This is a genomic window from Larsenimonas salina, from assembly GCF_023736155.1.
In the GTDB taxonomy this organism is placed as follows: Bacteria; Pseudomonadota; Gammaproteobacteria; order Pseudomonadales; family Halomonadaceae; genus Larsenimonas; species Larsenimonas salina.
In genome coordinates, this window is the sequence record NZ_JAMLJJ010000001.1 from 583,068 (window position 1) to 603,114 (window position 20,047).

The window sequence follows — 20,047 nt, forward strand, 5'->3', positions numbered from 1 at the left end:
CCGAAGTGGCGTGCAGAAACACAAAAAATCACGCCCCTGCGTCGAGAGGCGCCTGCTTGTCGAGCTCATCGGCGCGGCGGTCGGCCGCCCAGTCTTCCCAGTGCTGCATGACCGTATCGCGCGCCTTGGCAACGCTTGGGCGAAGCTGGGAATCCTGCCAGGCCGGCGCATGACGCCAGGGCGTCAATCCGACAACAGAAGCCACCAGAATGACGATGGCGCCGCCCTTTAAAAATCCGACACAGCCCCCAAGCAACCGATTGAATCGGCCCATGCCAACCCACTCGACCACCGAGTCAAGCACGCGAATGATCATGCCGGAGGCAACGATCACCACAAACACCACCAGCACGAAGCCGACGGCAAGCCGCACCTCCGGGCTTGCGATGTAGCTCTGAAAGACCTCGCCGGCAGGGCCTGCAAAGAAGCGCGCCGCAAACAGCGCACCGCCCCAGGCAAGAAACCCAAGACCTTCACGAATGAACCCACGGGCTAGCCCGTTCAATACCGACAGAACGAGCACACCGGCGAAGGCCCAATCAACCCACGTCCACGTCATTCATTGCCCTTTCGACGAACAACCAGCCCCTTGATGTTGGCCTGTTGCTGAAGCTGGGTACTGGCGCGCTCGGCCTGCTCGTTGGTCTCAAACGGCCCGACCAGCACCACGGTCAGCTCGTTGCGCGAGAGCGTATAGACCGGGAATCCCTTTTTCTTGAGCTGATCGGCCAGCCGGGTTGCGTTATCGCTCTTGCCGAAACTGCCCGACTGTACGGCCCATCCGCCGTTTTCGCTCGCACGCGCCGGCGTGCCGCTGCCATCTGACCCCTGACGGGCGGCTTGAAGAATCGGATCTTCGTCCCGCGCGTTCTTTTGTGCATCGCTTGGCGCAGGCGCTGAGGATTGACCGGAGGTTTGCACGTCACTGCGGGTCGGTTTGGACGGCGCAGGTGCCTGCTGGGGCGCAGGCTCAGGGTCAGGCTCACGAGACTCGGACGCAGGTTCAGAGGGCTGCTCCGACGGTGATGGCAACTGCTGGCCGTCAAGGGTATCACCACCACCCGATGAACCACCGAGCATGGCACTGCCGTTATCGAATCGACCCGTCGACTCAGGGTCGCTTTCAGGCGCAGTGTCGGATTCGATGGGCGAGCGCGGCTCGTCCACCGTCGAGGTGTCCTGATCGGTCGAAATCGGCTGCTCGATGGTGAGCGCCGGCTCTGAGCTGCTGCCCTCGGGCTCGGGCTTATCAAACAGCATCGGCAGGAAAATGACGCCGAGCGCCACCACGACCACAATGCCGATAATACGTTCTCGTTTACCGTACTTCATTGGTTCTCCTTCACCTGTCAAAAAACGAGGTGAGCGCCTTCGCGCTCACCTCGTTACTGTCCGATGCGTTCATGGCCCAATGCCGTCAATGCCTCGGCCACCGTGAAAAACGAGCCACAGACCAGAACCGACGCGGCTTCGAATTCGTCGGCCCCCCTTGATGCCGAGAGTGACGCGATTGCGCTCGAGACGTCTCTATGGGTGCCGATAACCCGAGCTCCACTCACGCGAACCACCTCGGTAAGCTCATCGCCGGTGCGTGCCCGATCGCCATCAAGGCCTGCAAGTATCCAGCCATCGATCACGCCCTCGAATTCGGCCACCACCGCGGCGGCGTCCTTATCCGAGAGCATGGCCAATACCCCAAGACGTGGGCCGGGCTGCCTCACAAGCTGGCCGGCCACATAACGAGCGGCATGAGGGTTGTGCGCCACATCCAGGCACCACCGCCGACCGTCACGCTCGAGCCACTGCATGCGCCCGGGCAGCGTGATGCGGCCAAGGGCGTGAGCGATGGCGTCAGCATTCAAGGGCTCGTGGGCAAGTGAGAAGGCCTGTAGCGCCGTGGCGGCGTTATCAAGCGGCAGGCCGGGGTCGATCAGCTCACTGAGCCCAAGACGCTCGCCGTGACGATCAAGGCCCTGCCAGTGCCAGCGCCCCCGCTCATCGGCGTCGGTACGTCTGAACTGGGACTCAAGGTGATAAATGGGGGCGGCACCCAGCGTCTGAGCGTAACGGGGGACCGAGGCCGGAAGCGTCTTGCTTCCAAGCACCGCCGGGGCGCCCTTGCGCAAGATACCGGCCTTTTCCAGACCGATCTGCTCGAGGTCGGTTCCGAGAAACGCCGCGTGATCGCGGTCCACGGTCGTCACCACGGCAACATCCGGGTCGATGATATTGACCGCATCGAGCCGGCCTCCAAGCCCCACTTCCAATACAGCGATGTCGGGCGCGCGCGTCTTGAATACATGAAGCGCTGCAAGGGTTCCGGCCTCGAAGTACGTAAGGCTAATGCCATCACGTGCGGCATCAACGCGTTCGAACGCTGTAACGAGCGTTGCATCGTCGACCGGTGTGCCATCGAGTCGAACACGCTCGTTGTATTCAAAGAGATGGGGCGAGGTATAGCTTGCGCAGCTAAGGCCGTGCGACAACGCCAGCGCCTCAATCATGGCAACGGTCGACCCCTTGCCGTTGGTGCCGGCAACGGTGATGACCTTCGAGGCAATTTTGCCGTCAAAGAGCCCCATGCGGCGGGCCACGGGCTCGATGCGCTCAAGCCCCAGATCGATCGCCACCGGATGATTGCGCTCAAGTTCAACGAGCCACTGATCAAGCGTCTTGGTTTGGCTCATCGCGATTTAGCTCGCATCACCGCTTTGGGGTGAAAACTGGGCATTGGCCAGCGGCGCGTCCTCATCACTCTCCTCGTCGGCAGCCGCCACGGGAGAGTTGGTCAGAATGGCAAGCGTACTGTGAAGGCGGCGCTGCAATTCGCGGCGATGAACGATCATGTCCACCGTGCCGTGCTCAAGCAGGAACTCACTGCGCTGGAATCCTTCAGGCAGCTTTTCACGAACGGTCTGCTCGATGACACGGGGGCCTGCAAAGCCGATCAGGGCGTTGGGCTCAGCCACGTTCACATCCCCGAGCATGGCAAGCGAGGCGGATACGCCACCAAATACGGGATCGGTCAATACCGAAATGTAGGGTACCCCGGCTTCACGAAGCCGTTCGAGCGCCGCGGAGGTCTTGGCCATCTGCATCAGTGAAAACAGAGCCTCCTGCATACGCGCGCCGCCGCTCGCCGCAAAGCAGATCAAGGGGCGATTTTCCTCCAGCGCGATGGTTGCCGCGCGGGCAAACTTCTCACCCACAACGCTTCCCATTGAGCCGCCCATGAAGTTGAACTCGAACGCCACCGCGATCACAGGAAGCGACTTGAGGGTACCCTTCATGACAATCAGAGCGTCATTTTCGTCCGTGCTCTTCTGGGCCGCGACCAAGCGGTCCTTGTACTTCTTGGAATCGCGGAACTTGAGGCGATCTGTCGGTTCAAGATCCGCCGACACTTCCTCACGACTGTCGTCGTCCAGAAACCAGGACAGGCGCTTGCGCGCGTTGAGACGCAGATGGTGGTCACATTTGGGACACACATTACTGTTACGTTCGAGTTCCGGGCGATAGAGCACGGCTTCGCATTTGGGGCACTTGTGCCACAGCCCATCGGGAATATTGTTTCGGCGATCAGCGCGCTGAGTACGCCCCATGGATGGAACAATCTTATCCAGCCAGCTCATAATGCAAAGAATTCCGTATTCAGAGTCAAACCGTTAACGCCCGGCTCGCGCCGGGCACTGTGAGTCGGGTATCGGCCCGAAACGACGAAAGCGTTGCCGGGCGATCAAGGCCGAGAGTGTATCGCAAGGCGACGTGACATGCATTTCAATCGTCCTTATATTGCGCCGCCAGGCCCGCCTGTTCAATAAAGGCGCGCATGGCCTCGGGCGACTTGATGCCCTTGCCTTCTTCGACGCCGCCGGAGACATCCACCGCATACACGCCCGTACGTGAAATCGCCTCGCCAACGTTGTCAGGCGTGAGCCCTCCGGCAAGAATAATCGGGCGTGACGGCGCGCTCGGTACGCGCGACCACTCAAACGTCTCGCCGGTACCGCCAGGCACGCCCGGGAGGTAGGCGTCCAGCAAAATGCCCTGCGCGTTGTGATAGCGTGCAATTTCACCGTCGAGATCAAGCTCTGGTTTCATGCGAATCGCCTTGATCCAGGCCTTGCCATAGACCTCGCACGCCTTAGGAGGTTCGCTCCCGTGAAACTGCAGAAGATCCAGATACGGCATGCACTGCGCGATCACCTCGGCCGGTTGATCCACGAAAAGCCCTACTCGCGTCACGAACGGTGGCACCTCGGCGCTCAGGCGCACCAACTGCTCAGGGGTAATCGCCCGAGCACTGCCCGGCCACAGCACAAACCCCAGTGCATCAGCGCCGTACTCGACGGCCAAACGCACATCTTCTAGGCGTGTAAGTCCGCATATCTTGACCCGGCATCGGTTCATGAGCGCTCCAGACGTTGTTGGGTAATTGCATTGACCGGCACCGCGCGCTCACCGCTCCACTCCCCGGTATGCCAGAGGAAACTCGGCCCCAACGGCTCGCTTGGAAGGTCATAGCGGGGGTCGTAACAGCTGTCGACGAAATAAAGACCGTCTGCGGGGGCGGTCACACCGCCGAGTGTGCGATCCCGGCCATCGAGCAGGCGTTTCGCCCAGCCAACCGGCTGACTGCCCTCACCGATGGCGATCAACACACCGGCAATATTTCTGACCATATGATGCAAGAACGCGTTGCCCTGAATGTCCATCACCACCAGCGGACCATGGCGCTCAACGTTTACATGATGAAGAAAGCGCCAGGGCGTGATCGATTGGCAGCTCGAGGCGCGAAAGGCTGAAAAATCGTGCTCGCCGAGCAGCGCCTGGGCGGCCTCATGCATGCGCGCGTGATCAAGCGGCGTCCGGTGCCAGGTCACACGTTCATGTTCGAGCGCCGGCGGCGAGGCCCGATTGTAGATCACATAGCGATACCGTCGGCCGAGGGCGCAAAAGCGAGCGTGGAAGTCCTCCGGCATGGGCCGGACCCAGTGAATCGTGATATCCCGCGGCAACAGCGCGTTGGCGCCCATCATCCACGCCTTTTCGCTTCGAGGGCTCGGGGCATCGAAATGCGCGATCTGGCGGGTGGCGTGCACGCCGGAATCGGTTCGGCCACTGCACATGACGGTGACAGGCGCCGCCGCGATCTTGGAAAGTGCAGTTTCAACCGCCTCCTGCACGGAAGGGCCGTGGTTCAACCGCTGCCAGCCCATATAACGGTGCCCCGCATACTCGATGCCAAGCGCCAGACGGCCGGCCATCGAGGTGGTTTCATCCAGAAATTCAAACAGCGACATTCGGATCAGTTCGTCTCGTAACGTTCGAGCAAGCCTCGCGCCGCCGCTTGTGCATGATCGTCACCATCGTCGATGATCTCGAACAGCAGCGCCATGGCTTCATCGGCCCGGTCTTCCTCCAGCAGCAGATGCGCCTTCGTCAGCCGCTCATCATGTTCGGGCGCAAGGTGTGAACCGTCATTATCCTGATCAAAGCTTGCAAATGCCACCTCCTCCAGCGCCCAGCTTGACTCATTGGGCGCCGAGTGCGTTGCGTTTGCCTCGGTCGATGGCCCATCGAGGTCGAACAGCGCATCGACCCGGTCCTGCCCTTTCAAGGGCGTACCGGCGTCTTCGCGCCCGGTCAGAGAATGCGCACGCGTGCGGATGTAGCTATCGTCATGATCGGCCAGGTGCTCGAAGTGACGCTCAAGCGCCGTGGCCTCGCCAAGCGTTGCCAGCACCTCCATGAGCTTCAGGCGCGCCCGGGCATTACGCGGGTTGCTCTCGAGCTCGCCTTCGAGCATTTCACGCGCGGCATCGACTCGGCCGTGCGCGATAAAGATATCGACCACATCCTGTCCCTCGCCACTCGAGGGCGCCTCGACGGGCTCAGGGTCAGCGGCCTTGTCCGCCAGAGTGAAATCGAGCGCGGGCATGGCCTCCGGGGGAGAGCCATGAGCCGCAAGGTCCTTCGTCGCGCTGACTGAAGAACCTGTGTTACCACTTGAGGCCTCATCCAGGGGTTCGAATTCGATCGACGTAGGCTCAGGCGTGGCAATAGACTCCGACTCACGCGCTGTCTCATGCCGTGTCTTACGCCACTGCTCATGCTGGTCATCATGCGCCGTTGGCGCAGCCTCCTGAGGCGCGTCGCGTTCAGACGTCGTGATTGCTGACGTCATCGTAGGCGCAGAAGGACCACGGGGTTCGATCGTTGGTCGAGCGTCGATCACCATTTTTTCAGCGTCGACCGCTTCAAAAAGCGGCGTGTGCTCAACGTCTCGAGCCCGGCGCGCGCGGTAGCGATACATCAAAAGCCCCAAGGCACCTAAAATCACGACGCTTCCAAGTCCGATCAGCCAGTCGCCGCCAAGCATTGATGAAATGCGAGGTGTGTTCGTACCTGTCGAGGTTGGCTGCTGGGCGTAACTCAGTCGCTCAAGACGGGCAGTCAGCGTGCGCCGGGTCTCATCGAGTGTTTTTTGCTGAGCGCTCAGCGCTGCGGTCAGCTCGGCAATTCGGGCGTCACTGGCCTGCAATTGCTGTTGATTCTGAATAAGCTGCGCACGTAGGGTCTGAACCGAACCAAGCGCCGCCTGACCGGCTTCCAATTGCTCAACGCGTGAGGCAAGCGCAGGCGCTGGTGCGCTGTTTGCAGCGTTTGAGTCGTTCGACGCAAACACCTTTTCAGGCGGCGTCAAACGCTCGGACGGCTCAGGGGCAGGTACGTCTGCACGAGGAGGTAATTGCGTACGCTCATTGCCTGCAAGCTGGGCCGGACTCGGCATGATGACCGGGCCATACGCGTAAGGCGTGAGGCTCTCCTGAATCTGGGCAAGCCCCGGATTGGCCCTGGCCAGCGCAGCCGTCATACGCTTGGCCGTACTCTGTCGCTCGGACGCCATGCGCTCGACAAAGGCGGCCCACGTCTCATCCTTGCCGGCGTGCACGGTCAATGGCCAGCTGGCGCCAGTCGCTTCCGAGGTAGAGTCCGTATCAGTGCCGAGGGCGGACTCGGGGTGTCGGGTGGGCAGAAGATTGATCTGGCGGGCAAGCTGCCCCTCTGGCCAGCTAAGCGTCAACAACAGGGGAAGACTTGGCGCACGAAGCGGCAACTTGCCCTCAAGGCGTGCATAAAGCGCGCCGGGCGCGCCCTCAACCGACAGAGACAGCGTATCCGTTTGCGCCGAGCGCTCAAGCCCTGCGCGCTCGAAGCGGGCGTCACTTGCAAGCGCCACCGTAAGCTCGGATGCGGTTAGATCACTGGTGTCCAGCAGTGGAATCCGAGCCTCGACCGGCGCATTGAGCGGTGAATAAAGCGTAGGCTCACCCATGCCAAGCGCCAGCGCGTTGGGCGCCATTACGGTCAAAGCGAGCATGAGCGGCAACATGCGCCGGTATCGGTGTGTCATAGCGGTCCTTGGTGGCCCGGGGAAGTCCCCGATTCAACGCATGGATCGCATGCAAAAACGCCTCCAGAAGGAGGCGTTTCATCCGGCAGCAGGTCCGTTCAGGCGCCCTTGAACTCTCTAAGCACCGTCAACATGCGCTTGAGTGGTTCAGCCGCCCCCCAAAGAAGCTGGTCGCCGACGCTGAACGCGGTCAGGTACTCGCCGCCCATGGCCATCTTGCGCAGACGCCCGACCGGAACATTGAGCGTGCCGGTCACGGCGGTCGGCGTCAGAGACGAGAGCGTGGCGTCCTTGTCGTTGGGAACGACGCTTACCCAGTCATTGTGCCGTGCAATGCGATCCTCGATTTCATCCATCGGCACATCGTGCTTCAACTTGATGGTGAAGGCCTGGGAGTGCGAGCGCATGGCGCCAATGCGGACACACAGCCCATCGATCGGAATCGGGTTGCCGGCGGTATCGAGAATCTTGTTGGTCTCAACGCCCCCCTTCCACTCTTCCTTGCTCTGGCCGTTGTCCATTTTCTTGTCGATCCAGGGCAACAGGCTGCCTCCGAGCGGCGCGCCGAAATGCTCGGTGGGAAAGCTTGAATCGCGCATGGCCGCGGTGACCTTTCGGTCGATGTCGAGAATGGCCGAGCTCGGGTTATCGAGATCACTGCGGGTCAGCTCGCCCAGCTGATTCATCTGGCTCAGAAGCTCGCGCATGTTCTGGGCACCGGAGCCGGACGCCGCCTGATAGGTCATGGAGGTCATCCACTCGATCAGCCCAGCCTCGAACAGCCCACCCAGGCCCATCAGCATCAGGCTCACGGTGCAGTTGCCGCCGGTGAAGGTCTTGTAGCCTGCCGCAAGCTTCTCGTCGATGATGTGACGGTTGACCGGGTCGAGTACGATAACCGCGTCCTCGGCCATGCGAAGCGTACTTGCCGCATCGATCCAGTAGCCATCCCACCCGCTGTCTCGAAGCGGCTGATAGACCTTGGCGGTATAATCTCCACCCTGGCAGGTCAACACGACGTCGAGCGCCTTGAGCGCCTCGAGGTCATAGGCGTCCTTGAGCGCCGGCGTATCGACGCCAACGTCCGGGCCGCTCTGGCCGACCTGAGAGGTCGAGAAAAACACCGGCTCGATCTGTTTGAAGTCCTGATCGGCCATCATGCGCTCGACGAGCACCGAGCCCACCATGCCTCGCCAACCGATAAATCCTACACGTAACATGTCGCGCTCCCCTCGATTCAAAGGGCCTGTGCTTCAGGCACTGCACTTTAGGCACTGCACAGACCGGTCTTTAGTGTGTTCGTTGTCAGCTCTCAAGCGCCTTGAGAACAGCGTCGCCCATGGCCTCGGTGGTGACCTGAGTGGTCCCCGGGTAGGCGATGTCAGCGGTTCGAAGCCCCTGGTCGAGTACCTCCCCAACCGCCTGTTCGATGGCATCGGCCATCGCCTGCTCGTTCAGGGTGTAGCGAAGCATCATCGCCACGGACAGAATCGTTGCCAGCGGATTGGCAAGCCCCTGGCCTGCGATGTCCGGTGCGCTGCCGTGACAAGGTTCGAACATCCCCTGGCCCTTGTCATTAAGTGACGCTGAAGGCAGCATTCCGATCGAGCCGGTCAGCATCGCGGCAGCGTCTGAGAGAATATCGCCGAACATGTTGCCGGTCACGATGACGTCGAACTGCTTGGGCGCGCGCACCAGCTGCATGGCGGCGTTATCGACGTACATGTGGCTAAGCTCGACATCCGGGTACTCCGGCGCCAGGCGATTCATGACTTCGCGCCAGAGAATGGTCGCCTCCAGCACGTTGGCCTTGTCGACGCTGCACAGGCGCTTGTCCCGTTTTTGCGCCATTTCAAAGGCAATGCGACCGATGCGCTCGATCTCGTGCTCATCGTAGACGTAGGTGTTGTAGGCGTAGCGCGTGCCGTCCTCGCGTGTTTCAAACCCGCGCGGCTGACCGAAGTAGATGCCACCGGTCAATTCACGAACGATCATGATGTCGAGCCCCGACACAACCTCGGGCTTCAGACTCGAGGCCTCGGCAAGCTGCGGGTAAAGAAGCGCCGGGCGCAGGTTGCCGAAGAGGTTCAGCTCCTTTCGAAGCGCCAGCAGCCCTTTTTCGGGGCGCTTGCTGATGTCTTCCATCGTATCCCATTTCGGCCCACCGACGGCCCCGAGCAGAATGGCGCTGGCCGCTTTGGCCCGCTCGAGCGTTTTCTCGGCAAGCGGCACGCCGTGCGCGTCGATGGCCGCACCGCCCACCACGTCTTCCTCGAGAGTGATGTCGAGCCCGCGGGCTTGGCATGCCTTCAAGACCTTGACGGCTTCGCGGGTGATTTCAGGCCCGATGCCATCGCCGGGCAGTACCAGAATGTTGTGGCTCATGCTCTATCCTAATGCGTTCGGGCGCACACGCCCGGAATCGGTGTCATGTGATCGAGCGCGGGGAAGCCGCGCCCACTCCGGCTCAGCTTCGAAACAGCCAGGGATTATCGGCCTTGTAGCGTGCCTCGAACGTCCGAATGGCGTCGGCCTGCTGAAGTGTAAGCCCGATGTCATCCAGTCCGTTTTCGAGGCAGTACTTTCGAAACGCATCGACGTCAAACTCAATGGTCTCGCCGTCGGGCGTGTGGATGCATTGACCGACCAGGTCGACGTCGAGCCGGTAGCCCGGCGTCTGTTCGACGTCTGTCATCAGGCGCTCGACCGTTGCGTCATCCAGCGTGATCAACAAAAGCCCGTTCTTGAAGGCGTTGTTGAAGAAGATGTCGGCGAAGCTCGGCGCGATGATCACGCGAAACCCGAAGTCTTCCAACGCCCAGGGCGCGTGCTCGCGGGAGCTGCCGCAGCCGAAGTTTTCCCGCGTCAAAAGGATGCTGGCGCCCTGATAGCGCGCCTGATTCAACACGAACTCCGGGTTCAGCGGCCGGTTGGTGCAGTCCTGCCCGGGAAAACCTTCATCCAGATAGCGAAGCTCATCGAACAGGTTCGGCCCGAACCCGGTGCGCTTGATCGATTTCAGAAACTGCTTCGGAATGATCAGGTCGGTGTCGACGTTGGAACGGTCCAGCGGCGCCACCAGCCCTTGCTTGCGTACGAACTTATCCATTAGGCGCTCTCCTGCGTGCGAGATGGAGACCAGGTGCGAATATCGACAAAGTGACCCTCGATGGCCGCCGCTGCCGCCATGGCCGGGCTGACCAGATGCGTGCGACCGCCATAGCCCTGCCGCCCTTCGAAGTTGCGGTTCGAGGTCGAGGCGCAGTGCTCGCCCGCGCCCAGCTTGTCGGCGTTCATCGCAAGACACATTGAACAGCCAGGCTCGCGCCATTCAAAACCGGCCTGCTTGAACACTACGTCCAGCCCCTCACGCTCGGCCATTCGCTTCACAAGTCCGGAACCCGGCACCACCATGGCCTGCTTGAGACTCGGTGACACCCGGCAGCCCTTGACCACCTCGGCGGCGGCGCGCAGGTCTTCGATGCGGGAGTTGGTGCAGGACCCGATGAACACGCGATCAAGCTGGATGTCGGTGATCTTCTGACCGCCGGAGAGCCCCATGTACTCAAGCGCGCGCTCGACGCCACGACGCTTGGTGGCGTCGGTAATGTCGGAAGGCGCGGGCACCGCCCCCGTAATACCAACGACCATTTCCGGGCTGGTGCCCCAGCTGACCTGCGGCTCGATCTTGGCCGCATCGAGATGGACGACCTTATCGAACTCGGCGTCGGTGTCGGAGACCAGCTCCTGCCAGCGCATCACCGCCTGCTCCCAGACGTCTTCAAGCGGGGCGAACGGGCGCTTGGCCACATAGTCGATGGTGGTCTGATCGACCCCGACCAGACCGACGCGGGCGCCTGCCTCGATCGCCATGTTGCAGATCGTCATCCGGCCTTCCATCGAAAGCGCCTCGATGGCGCTGCCGGCGAACTCCATCGCATAGCCCGTGCCACCGGCGGTGCCGATGTCACCGATGATCGCCAAAATGATGTCCTTGGCGGTCACGCCCTCACCCAACTCACCGTCGACCTGAATTTTCAGGTTTTTCATCTTGCGCTGAATCAGGCACTGGGTTGCCAGTACGTGCTCGACTTCAGAGGTACCGATGCCATGGGCCAGCGCACCGAAGGCGCCGTGCGTTGCGGTATGTGAATCGCCACAGACCACGGTCATGCCGGGAAGCGTCGCGCCCTGCTCGGGGCCGACCACGTGCACGATGCCCTGACGCTCATCGTTGATGCCGAACTGCTCGATATTGAAATCGGTGCAGTTGCTGTCAAGGGTCATGACCTGAATGCGTGAGGTGTCGTCTTCGATGCCTTCGATGCCAATGCTGCGCTCTTTCAGCGTGGTCGGCACGTTGTGGTCAGGCGTTGCGATGTTGGAATCGAGCCGCCAGGGTTTGCGATTGGCCAGGCGAAGCCCTTCGAACGCCTGCGGCGAGGTCACCTCGTGCAGAAGCTGGCGGTCGATGTAGATCAGCGCCGTGCCGTCGTCACGCTGCTGTACCAGGTGGGCATCCCACAATTTGTCGTACAGGGTTCGTCCTGCCATGTCGTTCTCCCTCGGCTGTGCCGATGTTTATCGCTTGGCAAGTCAGGCCTGCCAGTCACGTCGGTCCGTTACAGCCTCTAGGCTATGGACGTGCTAGCATAAAAGCAATTCATGTTTTTTATTCTATGCATTCCATGAAGGAATAGACCGTGGACACTCAAAGTCTGAAGGCGTTTGTAAGCGTTGCGCAGTCGGGGTCGTTTTCCCAGGCCGCCGAACAGCTCCATCTGACCCAGCCGGCGGTCAGCAAACGCATTGCTACCCTCGAGGCGCAGGTAGGCAGCCGCCTGTTCGACCGCATCGGGCGCACCATCAGCCTGACCGAGGCCGGCCGAACGCTGCTGCCCCGCGCGCGCCAGATTCTGGTGATGTTCGACGATACCCAAAGGGCGCTTTCAAACCTGAACGGCGGTGTTCAGGGCAATCTGGTGCTGGCCACCAGCCACCACATCGGCCTGCACCGTCTGCCGCCGCTTTTAAAAACGTTCACGCGGCATCACCCAGGGGTAAAACTCGACATGCGCTTTCTCGATTCCGAAAAGGCGTACTCGGGCGTGCTGTCGGGGGATCTGGAACTGGGCATCGTGACGCTTGCGCCCCACCCCGACCCATCGCTGGTCATCGAGCCGGTCTGGGTCGATCAGCTCCGGTTCGTGTGCGCGCCCGATCATCCGCTGGCGCACCGGCCAGTCACCCATCTTTCGGAGCTTGCGCCGTTTGACGCAGTACTGCCGGGGGAGCTGACCTTTACTCGAGGGATCGTAATGCAGGGCTTTGCCCGCGAGGGGCTCGCAGTCAACGTGGCAATGTCAACCAACTACCTGGAAACGCTCAAGATGATGGTGTCCATCGGCCTTGGCTGGAGCGTGATGCCGGAATCGATGATCACCGATGAGCTTCACGTAATGACACTTGATCATCCGCCGATCGAGCGGCCGCTCGGTTATCTGTTTCATCGTCACCGAACGCTTTCCAACGCCGCGCGCGCCATGATCGAGCTGCTCGAGCAGGCAAAAGCGCAGCAGCGCACGTTACCCGCTTGAATTTCGCAAAGGCGCGGGGCAGTCTAGTCCGCTCGATGTCAGGGCGCCGAACGGGACGTTCAGGGAACACGCCCTCGCCTTAAAACGAGCCTTCAGGCGTAACTGCATCAGGGCGAGACGCTTATTAGACGCCCGATGAAACCGCAGCATTCAAAACGACAAGACGCACTTAAAAACACCGCTTAAAACGACAACAAACAGGGTTGCCCAAATGACCTCGACTTCCTTTTTCCGGACTGGCGTCACGCTCAGTGACCTGACACGTTACTGGCCGGCAGCAGCGCTTCTGGCATGCTCGACCATCAATGCCTCCGCAGCGCTGGCTGACGACACGGCAACCGGTCAGGACGCCGCCAACGAGACGGCAAGCTACGAAACCACTGAAAATGCGCCCCGCAGCGAGTACCTCTCGAGCTGGCTCAATCAGAACGTGACCGTAATCGGCAGCAAGAACATCCGGTTCGGCCCGCAACAGATCGATGACATCTACCTCGAGTACGAATTTGCCGGGCGCAAGGGGCCGTGGGACCTCTACGGCTATATCGACTTTCCGAAGTTCTTCGGCATCGGCAACGACGCCGACAACGGCATTTTCGATAACGGCTCGCCGGTCTTTGCCGAACTCGAACCCCGGCTCTCGATCAACGAAGTGCTGGATAAGGACTTGAGCGTTGGCCCGTTCAAGGAGTGGTACCTGGCCGCGGACTACATCTTTGACTGGGGTCACAACTCGGACAACCGCCAGAACACCCTCTACGCCGGTGTCGGCACCGACATCGAGACCGGCACCCCGCTTGGGCTGTCGGTCAACCTCTACAAGCGCTATCAGTGGGAAAACTACGGCGCGGCCAACGAAAACCAGTGGGATGGTTACCGGGCACAAGTGAAGTATTTCTTGGCGCTCGCCACCTTCGGCAACGGCGCAAAGCTTGATTACGTGGGTTTCACCAACTTCGATTTCGGCTCTGATCTGGGCGACAAGGCTGGCGCAACCCGCACCAACGAGGCAACGGTTGCCACCAACGTGCTGCTTTACTCGTTCACCCACCTTCGCTTCATGGCCGTGGCCCGCTATTTCCACAACGGCGGCCAGTGGAATGACGATGCCACACTTGATTTCGGCGACGGCCCCTTCCACGTGCGCTCGACCGGATGGGGGTATTACTTTGGCGTGGGCTGGCAGTTCTGATCGACTGTCCATGCACTCAAGGCGTGAGTACGCTCAATAAAAAGTACGCTCAATAAAAAGTACGTTCAATAAAAAAGGCCGCCCTCTAGGGCGGCCTTTTTGGTTTTGTAAGCGCTCGATAGGAACCCGAGCACCGCGCTCGGTCAGGATTGACTGCTTGCCGTTTTCGAGCCGGTGTCTGAAAGCGCATCGAAGTCGCGGTCGAACGCGTTGTGCTCGAGCGTGACCGACGGGCTCGGACACCGAGGGCGGCCAACGCGACGAGCCGGGACGCCAACGACGGTGGTGTGCGGGGCGACGTCGTCGAGCACGACACTGCCCGCACCGATCTGTGCGCCGCTTCCGATAGAAATATTGCCGAGAACGGTCGCGCTTGCCCCGATCAGTACCCCATGATGGACCTTCGGGTGGCGGTCGCCCGCTTCCTTACCGGTACCCCCGAGGGTAACCCCCTGAAGGATCGACACATTGTTGCCGATCGACGCCGTTTCACCGATCACGATGCCGGTGGCGTGGTCAAGCATGACGCCATGACCAATCGGGCATGCCGGATGAATATCGACCCCGAATACTTCGGAACTGCGGTTTTGAAGCATGCCGGCCATCATGTGACGGCCATCGTGCCAAAGCATGTGCGCGACTCGGTGTACCTGCAGCGCAATGAAGCCCTTCTGATAAAGCACGACGTTCAGTGCAAGGGTCGAGGCGGCGTCGCGCTCGAGCACGGCGTCGATGTCGCGCACCGCTTCACCGATCAGGGAGGGCGTCGAGGAAAGCGATTGCCGGAACAGCGCCAGCAGCGACGTGAGCGGCAACATCTCATTGGCAAGCTTGCGCGCCATGATGTTGGTGAGCACATCTCCGAGATCCTGACAGGCAAGCACCTGGGCATGCATGGCAGAGGCCAGGAGCGGTTCCTGGACTACAACGTCGTTGGCTTCCTTGCAAAGCGTATCGAACATGCGCTGTTCACACGTCATCATCTTAATTCCCCGACACGAAGCGGTTTAGTACGCGAAAGATAGCAGACTACTCTTTCATGCCAAGTTTTGGTGTGCCGACTTGAACATCCGCGTTCTGACCACGATGACGCAGCAGATGATCCAAAAGTGTCAGCGCCATCATCGCCTCGGCGATGGGCGTCGCCCGAATGCCGACACATGGGTCGTGACGGCCCTTGGTCACCATCTCATGTCCCTCTCCCTCAACGTCGATGGTCTGACCAGGAATCGTGATGCTCGAGGTTGGTTTCAACGCCATGCTCACAACGATCGGCTGCCCCGAGGAAATGCCGCCAAGCACCCCGCCCGCGTGATTGGACAAAAAGCCCTCGGGCGTCATTTCATCGCGATGAACGCTGCCCTTTTGATCGATCACGCCGAATCCGTCACCGATCTCGACGCCTTTCACCGCATTGATGCCCATCATGGCGTGGGCAAGATCTGCGTCGAGGCGGTCGAACACCGGTTCGCCAAGCCCCACCGGCACGTTGTCCGCGACTACCGTGATGCGGGCGCCGACGCTGTCCTGGGCGCGACGAAGCTCGTCCATATAGGCTTCGAGTTCGCCGACAAGCTCATTGTTTGGGGCGAAGAACGGATTGTCATCGACGTCTTCCCAGCGCTTGAATGGAATCTCGATCGGACCGAGCTGGCTCATGTAGCCCCGGATCGTGACGCCGTAGGTGGAAAGCACCTTTTTCGCGACGGCGCCGGCGGCGACACGCATCGCGGTCTCGCGGGCGCTGGAACGGCCGCCGCCCCGATAATCGCGGACGCCGTACTTGTGATGATAGGTGTAGTCGGCGTGCGCCGGACGAAACACATCCTTGATCTTGGAATAATCCTTGGACCGCTGATCGGTATTTTCGATCAAAAGCCCGATCGGCGTACCGGTGGTCTTGCCTTCGAACACACCGGAGAGAATGCGCACCTCGTCGGCTTCCCTGCGCTGAGTGGTGTGGCGCGAGGAGCCCGGACGACGGCGGTCGAGATCACGTTGAAGATCCGATTCATCGAGCTCGATGCCCGGCGGGCACCCATCGATGATGGCGCCAAGCGCTGCGCCGTGACTTTCCCCGAAGGTGGTGACGGTAAAGAGCCGTCCGAAGGTATTTCCAGCCATGAGTTCAGTTCCTGGTAACTACGTTCTGGGTCAATTCGGGCTTACACCGAGGGCGCGGTCTCGGCCCAATACGCCTTGAGCGTCTCCGCCGTAATGGCAAATATGCCCTCACCGCCGTGCTCAAACTCGAGCCACATGACAGGGAGGTCCGGATAGGCCGCGTCAAGATGCACGGCGGAATTGCCAACCTCGACGATCAAGACGCCGTGGTTGGTCAGATGCGCGCCCGCCTCCTTCAGGATGCGGTGCACGATCGACAGGCCATCATCACCTGCGGCCAGCGCAAGCGTCGGCTCATGACCAAACTCGCTCGGCATGGCGGCCAGATCGCGTGCATCGACATACGGCGGGTTGGAAACGATCAGATCGAAGCGCTCATCGCCCAGACCGTCGAAGAGATCGCTTTCAATGACCTCGACTCGATCAAGAAGCTCATGGCGCTCGGTATTTCGACGCGCGACGTCAAGCGCATCCGGGCTGATGTCTGAGAGCACCACCTCGGTGGTCGACAGCATCAGTGCGGTCGCAAGCCCGATGCAGCCAGAGCCCGTGCAAAGATCCAGCACCCGCGCCGGCGGCTCGACCGTGAACCACGGTGCGAACCCCTGCTGAATCAGCTCGGCAATCGGTGAGCGCGGAATCAGGACAGCGGGGCTGACCTCAAAGGGGATGCCGGCAAAATAGGCCTCGCCCAAAAGATACGGCAGCGGCGTTCGCGTCTCGACTCGCGCCCGAATGAGCGCCATCACTCGAAGCGCTTCTGGGCGGGTCAGCCTGGCATCGATCACGTTAGGGTCGATGTCGTGCGGCAAATGGAGTGCGCCAAGCACCAGCGCCACGGCCTCATCCCATGCAGATTCGGTGCCGTGCCCGAAATACAGGCGCTCGGCCTGAAAACGGCTGACGGCAAAGCGAATGTAGTCACGCAGCGTACTCAGCTCATCGATGAGTGCGTCATCGGTGCTCGTGAGCGGGTTGACAGGGGCGGACACGAAGGTGGCAGACGGGCACACGACAGACGAACTCCAAGAAAAATCAGATAAATGACAGTGATCGCCTATTGGCGTAGCCGGTAAGTCTACCTTGCCCACCATGGCCTTGAAAGGCGTGACATTTACATTCGAGGCATGGCTCTTATACTTGAGCCAACGCAACGCCATTCCCCTTCTCCCCCATTTGCTAGCGGTGTATCTTGCCATGCCGACGGATGACGACGACCTCGATTTTTTCCGCCAGAACATGAATGAGGAAGGAGTGCGCCGCCTGCACGTCAACCGCGCCAATGTGCAACCGACAAGAACGGCCGCGACCAACGCCCACGCCCGCCGGGCGGCCGCCGTTGCCGCGCCGGAAAGCGCTGACGCCCCAAGCCGCATGTCAGATGGTCGAGTCACGCCCGTTCGCCCTTCCGAAGCCTTGTTTTTCGCTTTACCGGACCTCCCCTGGCGCACCCAACAGCAGCTCAAGCGCGGCGCCATTGAATGGCAGGCCGGGCTCGACCTGCACGGCTACACGCTCGATGAAGCCCGCTCGGAGCTTGAGACCTTTTTGAACGAGGCTCGGCGCCAGCGTCAGCGCTGCGTGATCGTGGTTCACGGCAAATCCCGCGCCAATACAGCGGGCTACCCGGTCATCAAGAGTCACGTCAACGCCTGGCTGAGAGAAATGCCCTTTGTGCTGGCGTTTTGCTCAAGCCTTGAACGAGACGGCGGCACCGGCGCGGTGTATGTCCTGTTGAAAAAAAGCGGCCAGCCTGACTGATCTCGGGCCTACGTGACGAAATGCGGTCTAGCCTTCGCTGTAGCCGGCCTCGAAACGGTCCAATGCATCGCGGGCCAAATGGCGCCCAAGCTCGATCATCGGAGTGGCGCGTTGAAATTCGTGGGTCCCGCAGACCGATTTAGGCACATTGATCAACACATCCGGCGGATAGCCGGCGATCTTGTACTGGGCCAGTGCGGCCTGGGTGATGTCGAAGGCCTTGAGCATTAGGTCGAGCTTGCCGAGCGCCTGCGCGCTCGGGGCCTGCGTGGCGTCATCGCTTGAAAAGCGTTTTCGTAACGAGGAAAACCAGCTCTCTTCGGTCTCGACCTTGATCTCGGTCGGTGACGGCAACAGCTCTTCGAGCGTCACGTTCTTGGGCGAGGTGGCTGTCGCGTTGACGGCAATGATGATGTCGGCGTCATGAGAGGCAACCGCTGGAAGAATCGGCAAGGGGTTCAAGAGCCCGCCATCGACGAGAAATCGCCCCTGCTGCTCCACCGGCGTCATGATGCCGGGAATGGCGATCGAGGCCCGAATGGCATCCGACAGCGAACCGCTTTGAAACCACAGCTCGCGCTGACGGGTCATGTCGGTGGCAACGATCGTCAACGGCGCCGGCAGATCCTCGATGTTGAATTCATCGGTCAGCCGGCCCAGCCGGCGCATGATCTTGACGCCCCGAATGGCGCCGGAGCTTTCCCAGCTGAAGTCGAGCAGCCGAAGGATGTCGAGCGTCTTGAGCTTGCTGACCCAGCGGCGATAGGACTCGAGCTGGCCGGCCAGATAGATGCCGCCGATGACGGCCCCCATCGAACACCCACTGATGGCCACAATGTCATGGCCACGCGCCTCGAGCTCGTCGATGACACCGATGTGGGCATACCCTCTTGCTCCACCGCTTCCAAGCACCAATGCCACACGCGCCATTAACCGTCCTCCCGGCCCTTTGTTCGGTTATCGGCGGTACCGACATGTTCATTGAAAAAACCATCGACAATCGATGTGACCTTATCCGGGTCGAGATGAACGTGATGCCCGCCATCAATCACACGACGGTCGAGGTTTGCCAGGTGACGTCGAGCCCGAACCGCCTGAGGGTGCGCGCCCAGCACGCCGCTCGAAGCCTCAATCAGCGTGACCGGACATGCCACCTCACTTAATACCTGATCCCGCTGGGCGGGCGTGAACCGCATCAGGGAAGGATAAAGAAGCCGCGGGTCGGTGCGCCAGACAACGCCGTCGTCGACCTCGCTCAGATTTCTCGGCACCAGACACTCAGCCTGAGCCTCGCTCAAGGCAGTGACACCGCCGCTCACGCGCGCCCGAACTGCGGAGGCGACGCTTGAATGCACCTTGCGCGCACGTGGGCCTCGACGCATTTTCGTTACCGCTCGGCGCATCTGCTGCACGACGTCGGTCTCCGGTGTCACCAGCATGCCAAGGCCGTCGAGCAACCAGAGCCGCTCGACGCGCTCGGGCGCGATCGAAGCCGTCAACAACGCAACACTTGCCCCCATGGAGTGGCCCAGCAGACGAACCGGTGCGTCGGTAAGCTCATCAAGTGCATCCAGTACATCATGGACATAATCCCATAGCGCGTAATCGAGCGTGCCGGGCAGCCACTGGGAATGCCCGTGCCCGGAGAAATCAAGTGCCACCACACGGTATCCGCGGCGTACAAGCTCCGGGGCAAGGTGCGTGAAGCTCATGGCATTATCAAGCCAGCCATGAAGCGCAAGCACCAACGGTGCGCTCGGATCGCCCCATGTGAGCGCTGCCAGCCGTCCGCCCGCCAGTGACCGCGCGTCGGACGCGGCAAAGCCTTCATCGGTAGTCATACGTACTTACCTGTCTGTCTTTAAGCGTATCGCCATTAACGCTACCATGGTCGTAGTCCCGCTCTCTTCGATCGAGTCCGTCATGCCCAAGCGTTCCCGCCGTTCCACGCCAAATGGC

General features: G+C 61.0%; 19 protein-coding genes. 3 read left to right on the forward strand and 16 right to left on the reverse strand.

The features are described 5' to 3' along the window. Positions 1-28: 28 nt before the first annotated feature. The 11 genes from NAT23_RS02785 to leuC form a co-directional block, all read right to left on the reverse strand. Positions 29-559, reverse strand: a complete 531-nt coding sequence (locus NAT23_RS02785) for a CvpA family protein (protein ID WP_251925290.1) — start codon at positions 557-559, stop codon at positions 29-31. Continuing rightward, positions 556-1,332, reverse strand: a complete 777-nt coding sequence (locus NAT23_RS02790) for an SPOR domain-containing protein (RefSeq protein ID WP_251925292.1) — start codon at positions 1,330-1,332, stop codon at positions 556-558. The genes NAT23_RS02785 and NAT23_RS02790 overlap by 4 nt, the downstream gene beginning before the upstream one ends. Positions 1,333-1,385: 53 nt before the next feature. Then, on the reverse strand, positions 1,386-2,687 hold the full coding sequence (locus NAT23_RS02795; protein ID WP_251925293.1) for a bifunctional folylpolyglutamate synthase/dihydrofolate synthase: 1,302 nt from the start codon (positions 2,685-2,687) through the stop codon (positions 1,386-1,388). Positions 2,688-2,693: 6 nt separating this feature from the next. Continuing rightward, positions 2,694-3,632 (reverse strand): acetyl-CoA carboxylase, carboxyltransferase subunit beta, encoded by a 939-nt coding sequence (accD, locus tag NAT23_RS02800; protein WP_251925295.1) that lies wholly within the window; start codon positions 3,630-3,632, stop codon positions 2,694-2,696. Between the two features lie 145 nt (positions 3,633-3,777). Further along, a complete protein-coding gene (locus tag NAT23_RS02805) occupies positions 3,778-4,410 on the reverse strand; it encodes a phosphoribosylanthranilate isomerase (protein WP_251925297.1) in 633 nt (210 codons plus the stop codon). Continuing rightward, complete coding sequence (truA, locus tag NAT23_RS02810; RefSeq protein ID WP_251925299.1) at positions 4,407-5,303, reverse strand: tRNA pseudouridine(38-40) synthase TruA; 897 nt, start codon at positions 5,301-5,303, stop codon at positions 4,407-4,409. The genes NAT23_RS02805 and truA overlap by 4 nt, the downstream gene beginning before the upstream one ends. Before the next feature lie 5 nt (positions 5,304-5,308). Further along, entirely contained in the window at positions 5,309-7,417 is a 2,109-nt protein-coding gene (locus tag NAT23_RS02815) for a type IV pilus assembly protein FimV (protein ID WP_251925302.1), read from the reverse strand. A gap of 98 nt (positions 7,418-7,515) precedes the next feature. Then, a complete protein-coding gene (gene asd / locus NAT23_RS02820) occupies positions 7,516-8,637 on the reverse strand; it encodes an aspartate-semialdehyde dehydrogenase (RefSeq protein WP_251590149.1) in 1,122 nt (373 codons plus the stop codon). 85 nt (positions 8,638-8,722) lie between these two features. Then, a complete protein-coding gene (leuB, locus tag NAT23_RS02825; protein ID WP_251925304.1) occupies positions 8,723-9,802 on the reverse strand; it encodes a 3-isopropylmalate dehydrogenase in 1,080 nt (359 codons plus the stop codon). 82 nt (positions 9,803-9,884) lie between these two features. Continuing rightward, complete coding sequence (gene leuD, locus NAT23_RS02830) at positions 9,885-10,526, reverse strand: 3-isopropylmalate dehydratase small subunit (protein ID WP_251925306.1); 642 nt, start codon at positions 10,524-10,526, stop codon at positions 9,885-9,887. Then, a complete protein-coding gene (leuC, locus tag NAT23_RS02835; protein ID WP_251925308.1) occupies positions 10,526-11,971 on the reverse strand; it encodes a 3-isopropylmalate dehydratase large subunit in 1,446 nt (481 codons plus the stop codon). The genes leuD and leuC overlap by 1 nt, the downstream gene beginning before the upstream one ends. Before the next feature lie 149 nt (positions 11,972-12,120). On the opposite strand from leuC, the gene NAT23_RS02840 reads away from it, so the two are divergent. Both NAT23_RS02840 and NAT23_RS02845 read left to right on the forward strand, forming a co-directional pair. After that, on the forward strand, positions 12,121-13,014 hold the full coding sequence (locus NAT23_RS02840; RefSeq protein WP_251925310.1) for a LysR family transcriptional regulator: 894 nt from the start codon (positions 12,121-12,123) through the stop codon (positions 13,012-13,014). 211 nt (positions 13,015-13,225) lie between these two features. Beyond that, on the forward strand, positions 13,226-14,203 hold the full coding sequence (locus tag NAT23_RS02845) for a nucleoside-specific channel-forming protein Tsx (protein WP_251925312.1): 978 nt from the start codon (positions 13,226-13,228) through the stop codon (positions 14,201-14,203). A gap of 143 nt (positions 14,204-14,346) precedes the next feature. Here the strand turns inward: NAT23_RS02845 and cysE are convergent, their stop codons facing one another. Genes cysE through prmB form a run of 3 tightly spaced genes read right to left on the reverse strand, consistent with a single transcriptional unit; the run spans position 14,347 to position 17,340 of the window. Continuing rightward, positions 14,347-15,186, reverse strand: coding sequence for a serine O-acetyltransferase (gene cysE, locus NAT23_RS02850; RefSeq protein WP_251925314.1), 840 nt, complete (start codon positions 15,184-15,186; stop codon positions 14,347-14,349). Positions 15,187-15,232: 46 nt separating this feature from the next. Beyond that, a complete protein-coding gene (gene aroC, locus NAT23_RS02855) occupies positions 15,233-16,327 on the reverse strand; it encodes a chorismate synthase (RefSeq protein WP_251925316.1) in 1,095 nt (364 codons plus the stop codon). Between the two features lie 41 nt (positions 16,328-16,368). Then, complete coding sequence (prmB, locus tag NAT23_RS02860) at positions 16,369-17,340, reverse strand: 50S ribosomal protein L3 N(5)-glutamine methyltransferase (protein ID WP_251925325.1); 972 nt, start codon at positions 17,338-17,340, stop codon at positions 16,369-16,371. Between the two features lie 184 nt (positions 17,341-17,524). Between prmB and NAT23_RS02865 the strand changes: the two genes are divergently transcribed. Further along, the gene (locus NAT23_RS02865; RefSeq protein ID WP_251926205.1) at positions 17,525-18,088 is read left to right on the forward strand and encodes a Smr/MutS family protein; all 564 of its coding nucleotides are present in this window, start codon (positions 17,525-17,527) and stop codon (positions 18,086-18,088) included. Positions 18,089-18,115: 27 nt separating this feature from the next. On the opposite strand, the gene NAT23_RS02870 is transcribed toward NAT23_RS02865, so the two are convergent. Further along, positions 18,116-19,018 (reverse strand): patatin-like phospholipase family protein, encoded by a 903-nt coding sequence (locus NAT23_RS02870; protein WP_251590163.1) that lies wholly within the window; start codon positions 19,016-19,018, stop codon positions 18,116-18,118. Beyond that, the gene (locus NAT23_RS02875) at positions 19,018-19,929 is read right to left on the reverse strand and encodes an alpha/beta fold hydrolase (RefSeq protein WP_251925327.1); all 912 of its coding nucleotides are present in this window, start codon (positions 19,927-19,929) and stop codon (positions 19,018-19,020) included. Before NAT23_RS02875 ends, NAT23_RS02870 begins: the two co-directional genes overlap by 1 nt. Positions 19,930-20,047: the final 118 nt, after the last annotated feature.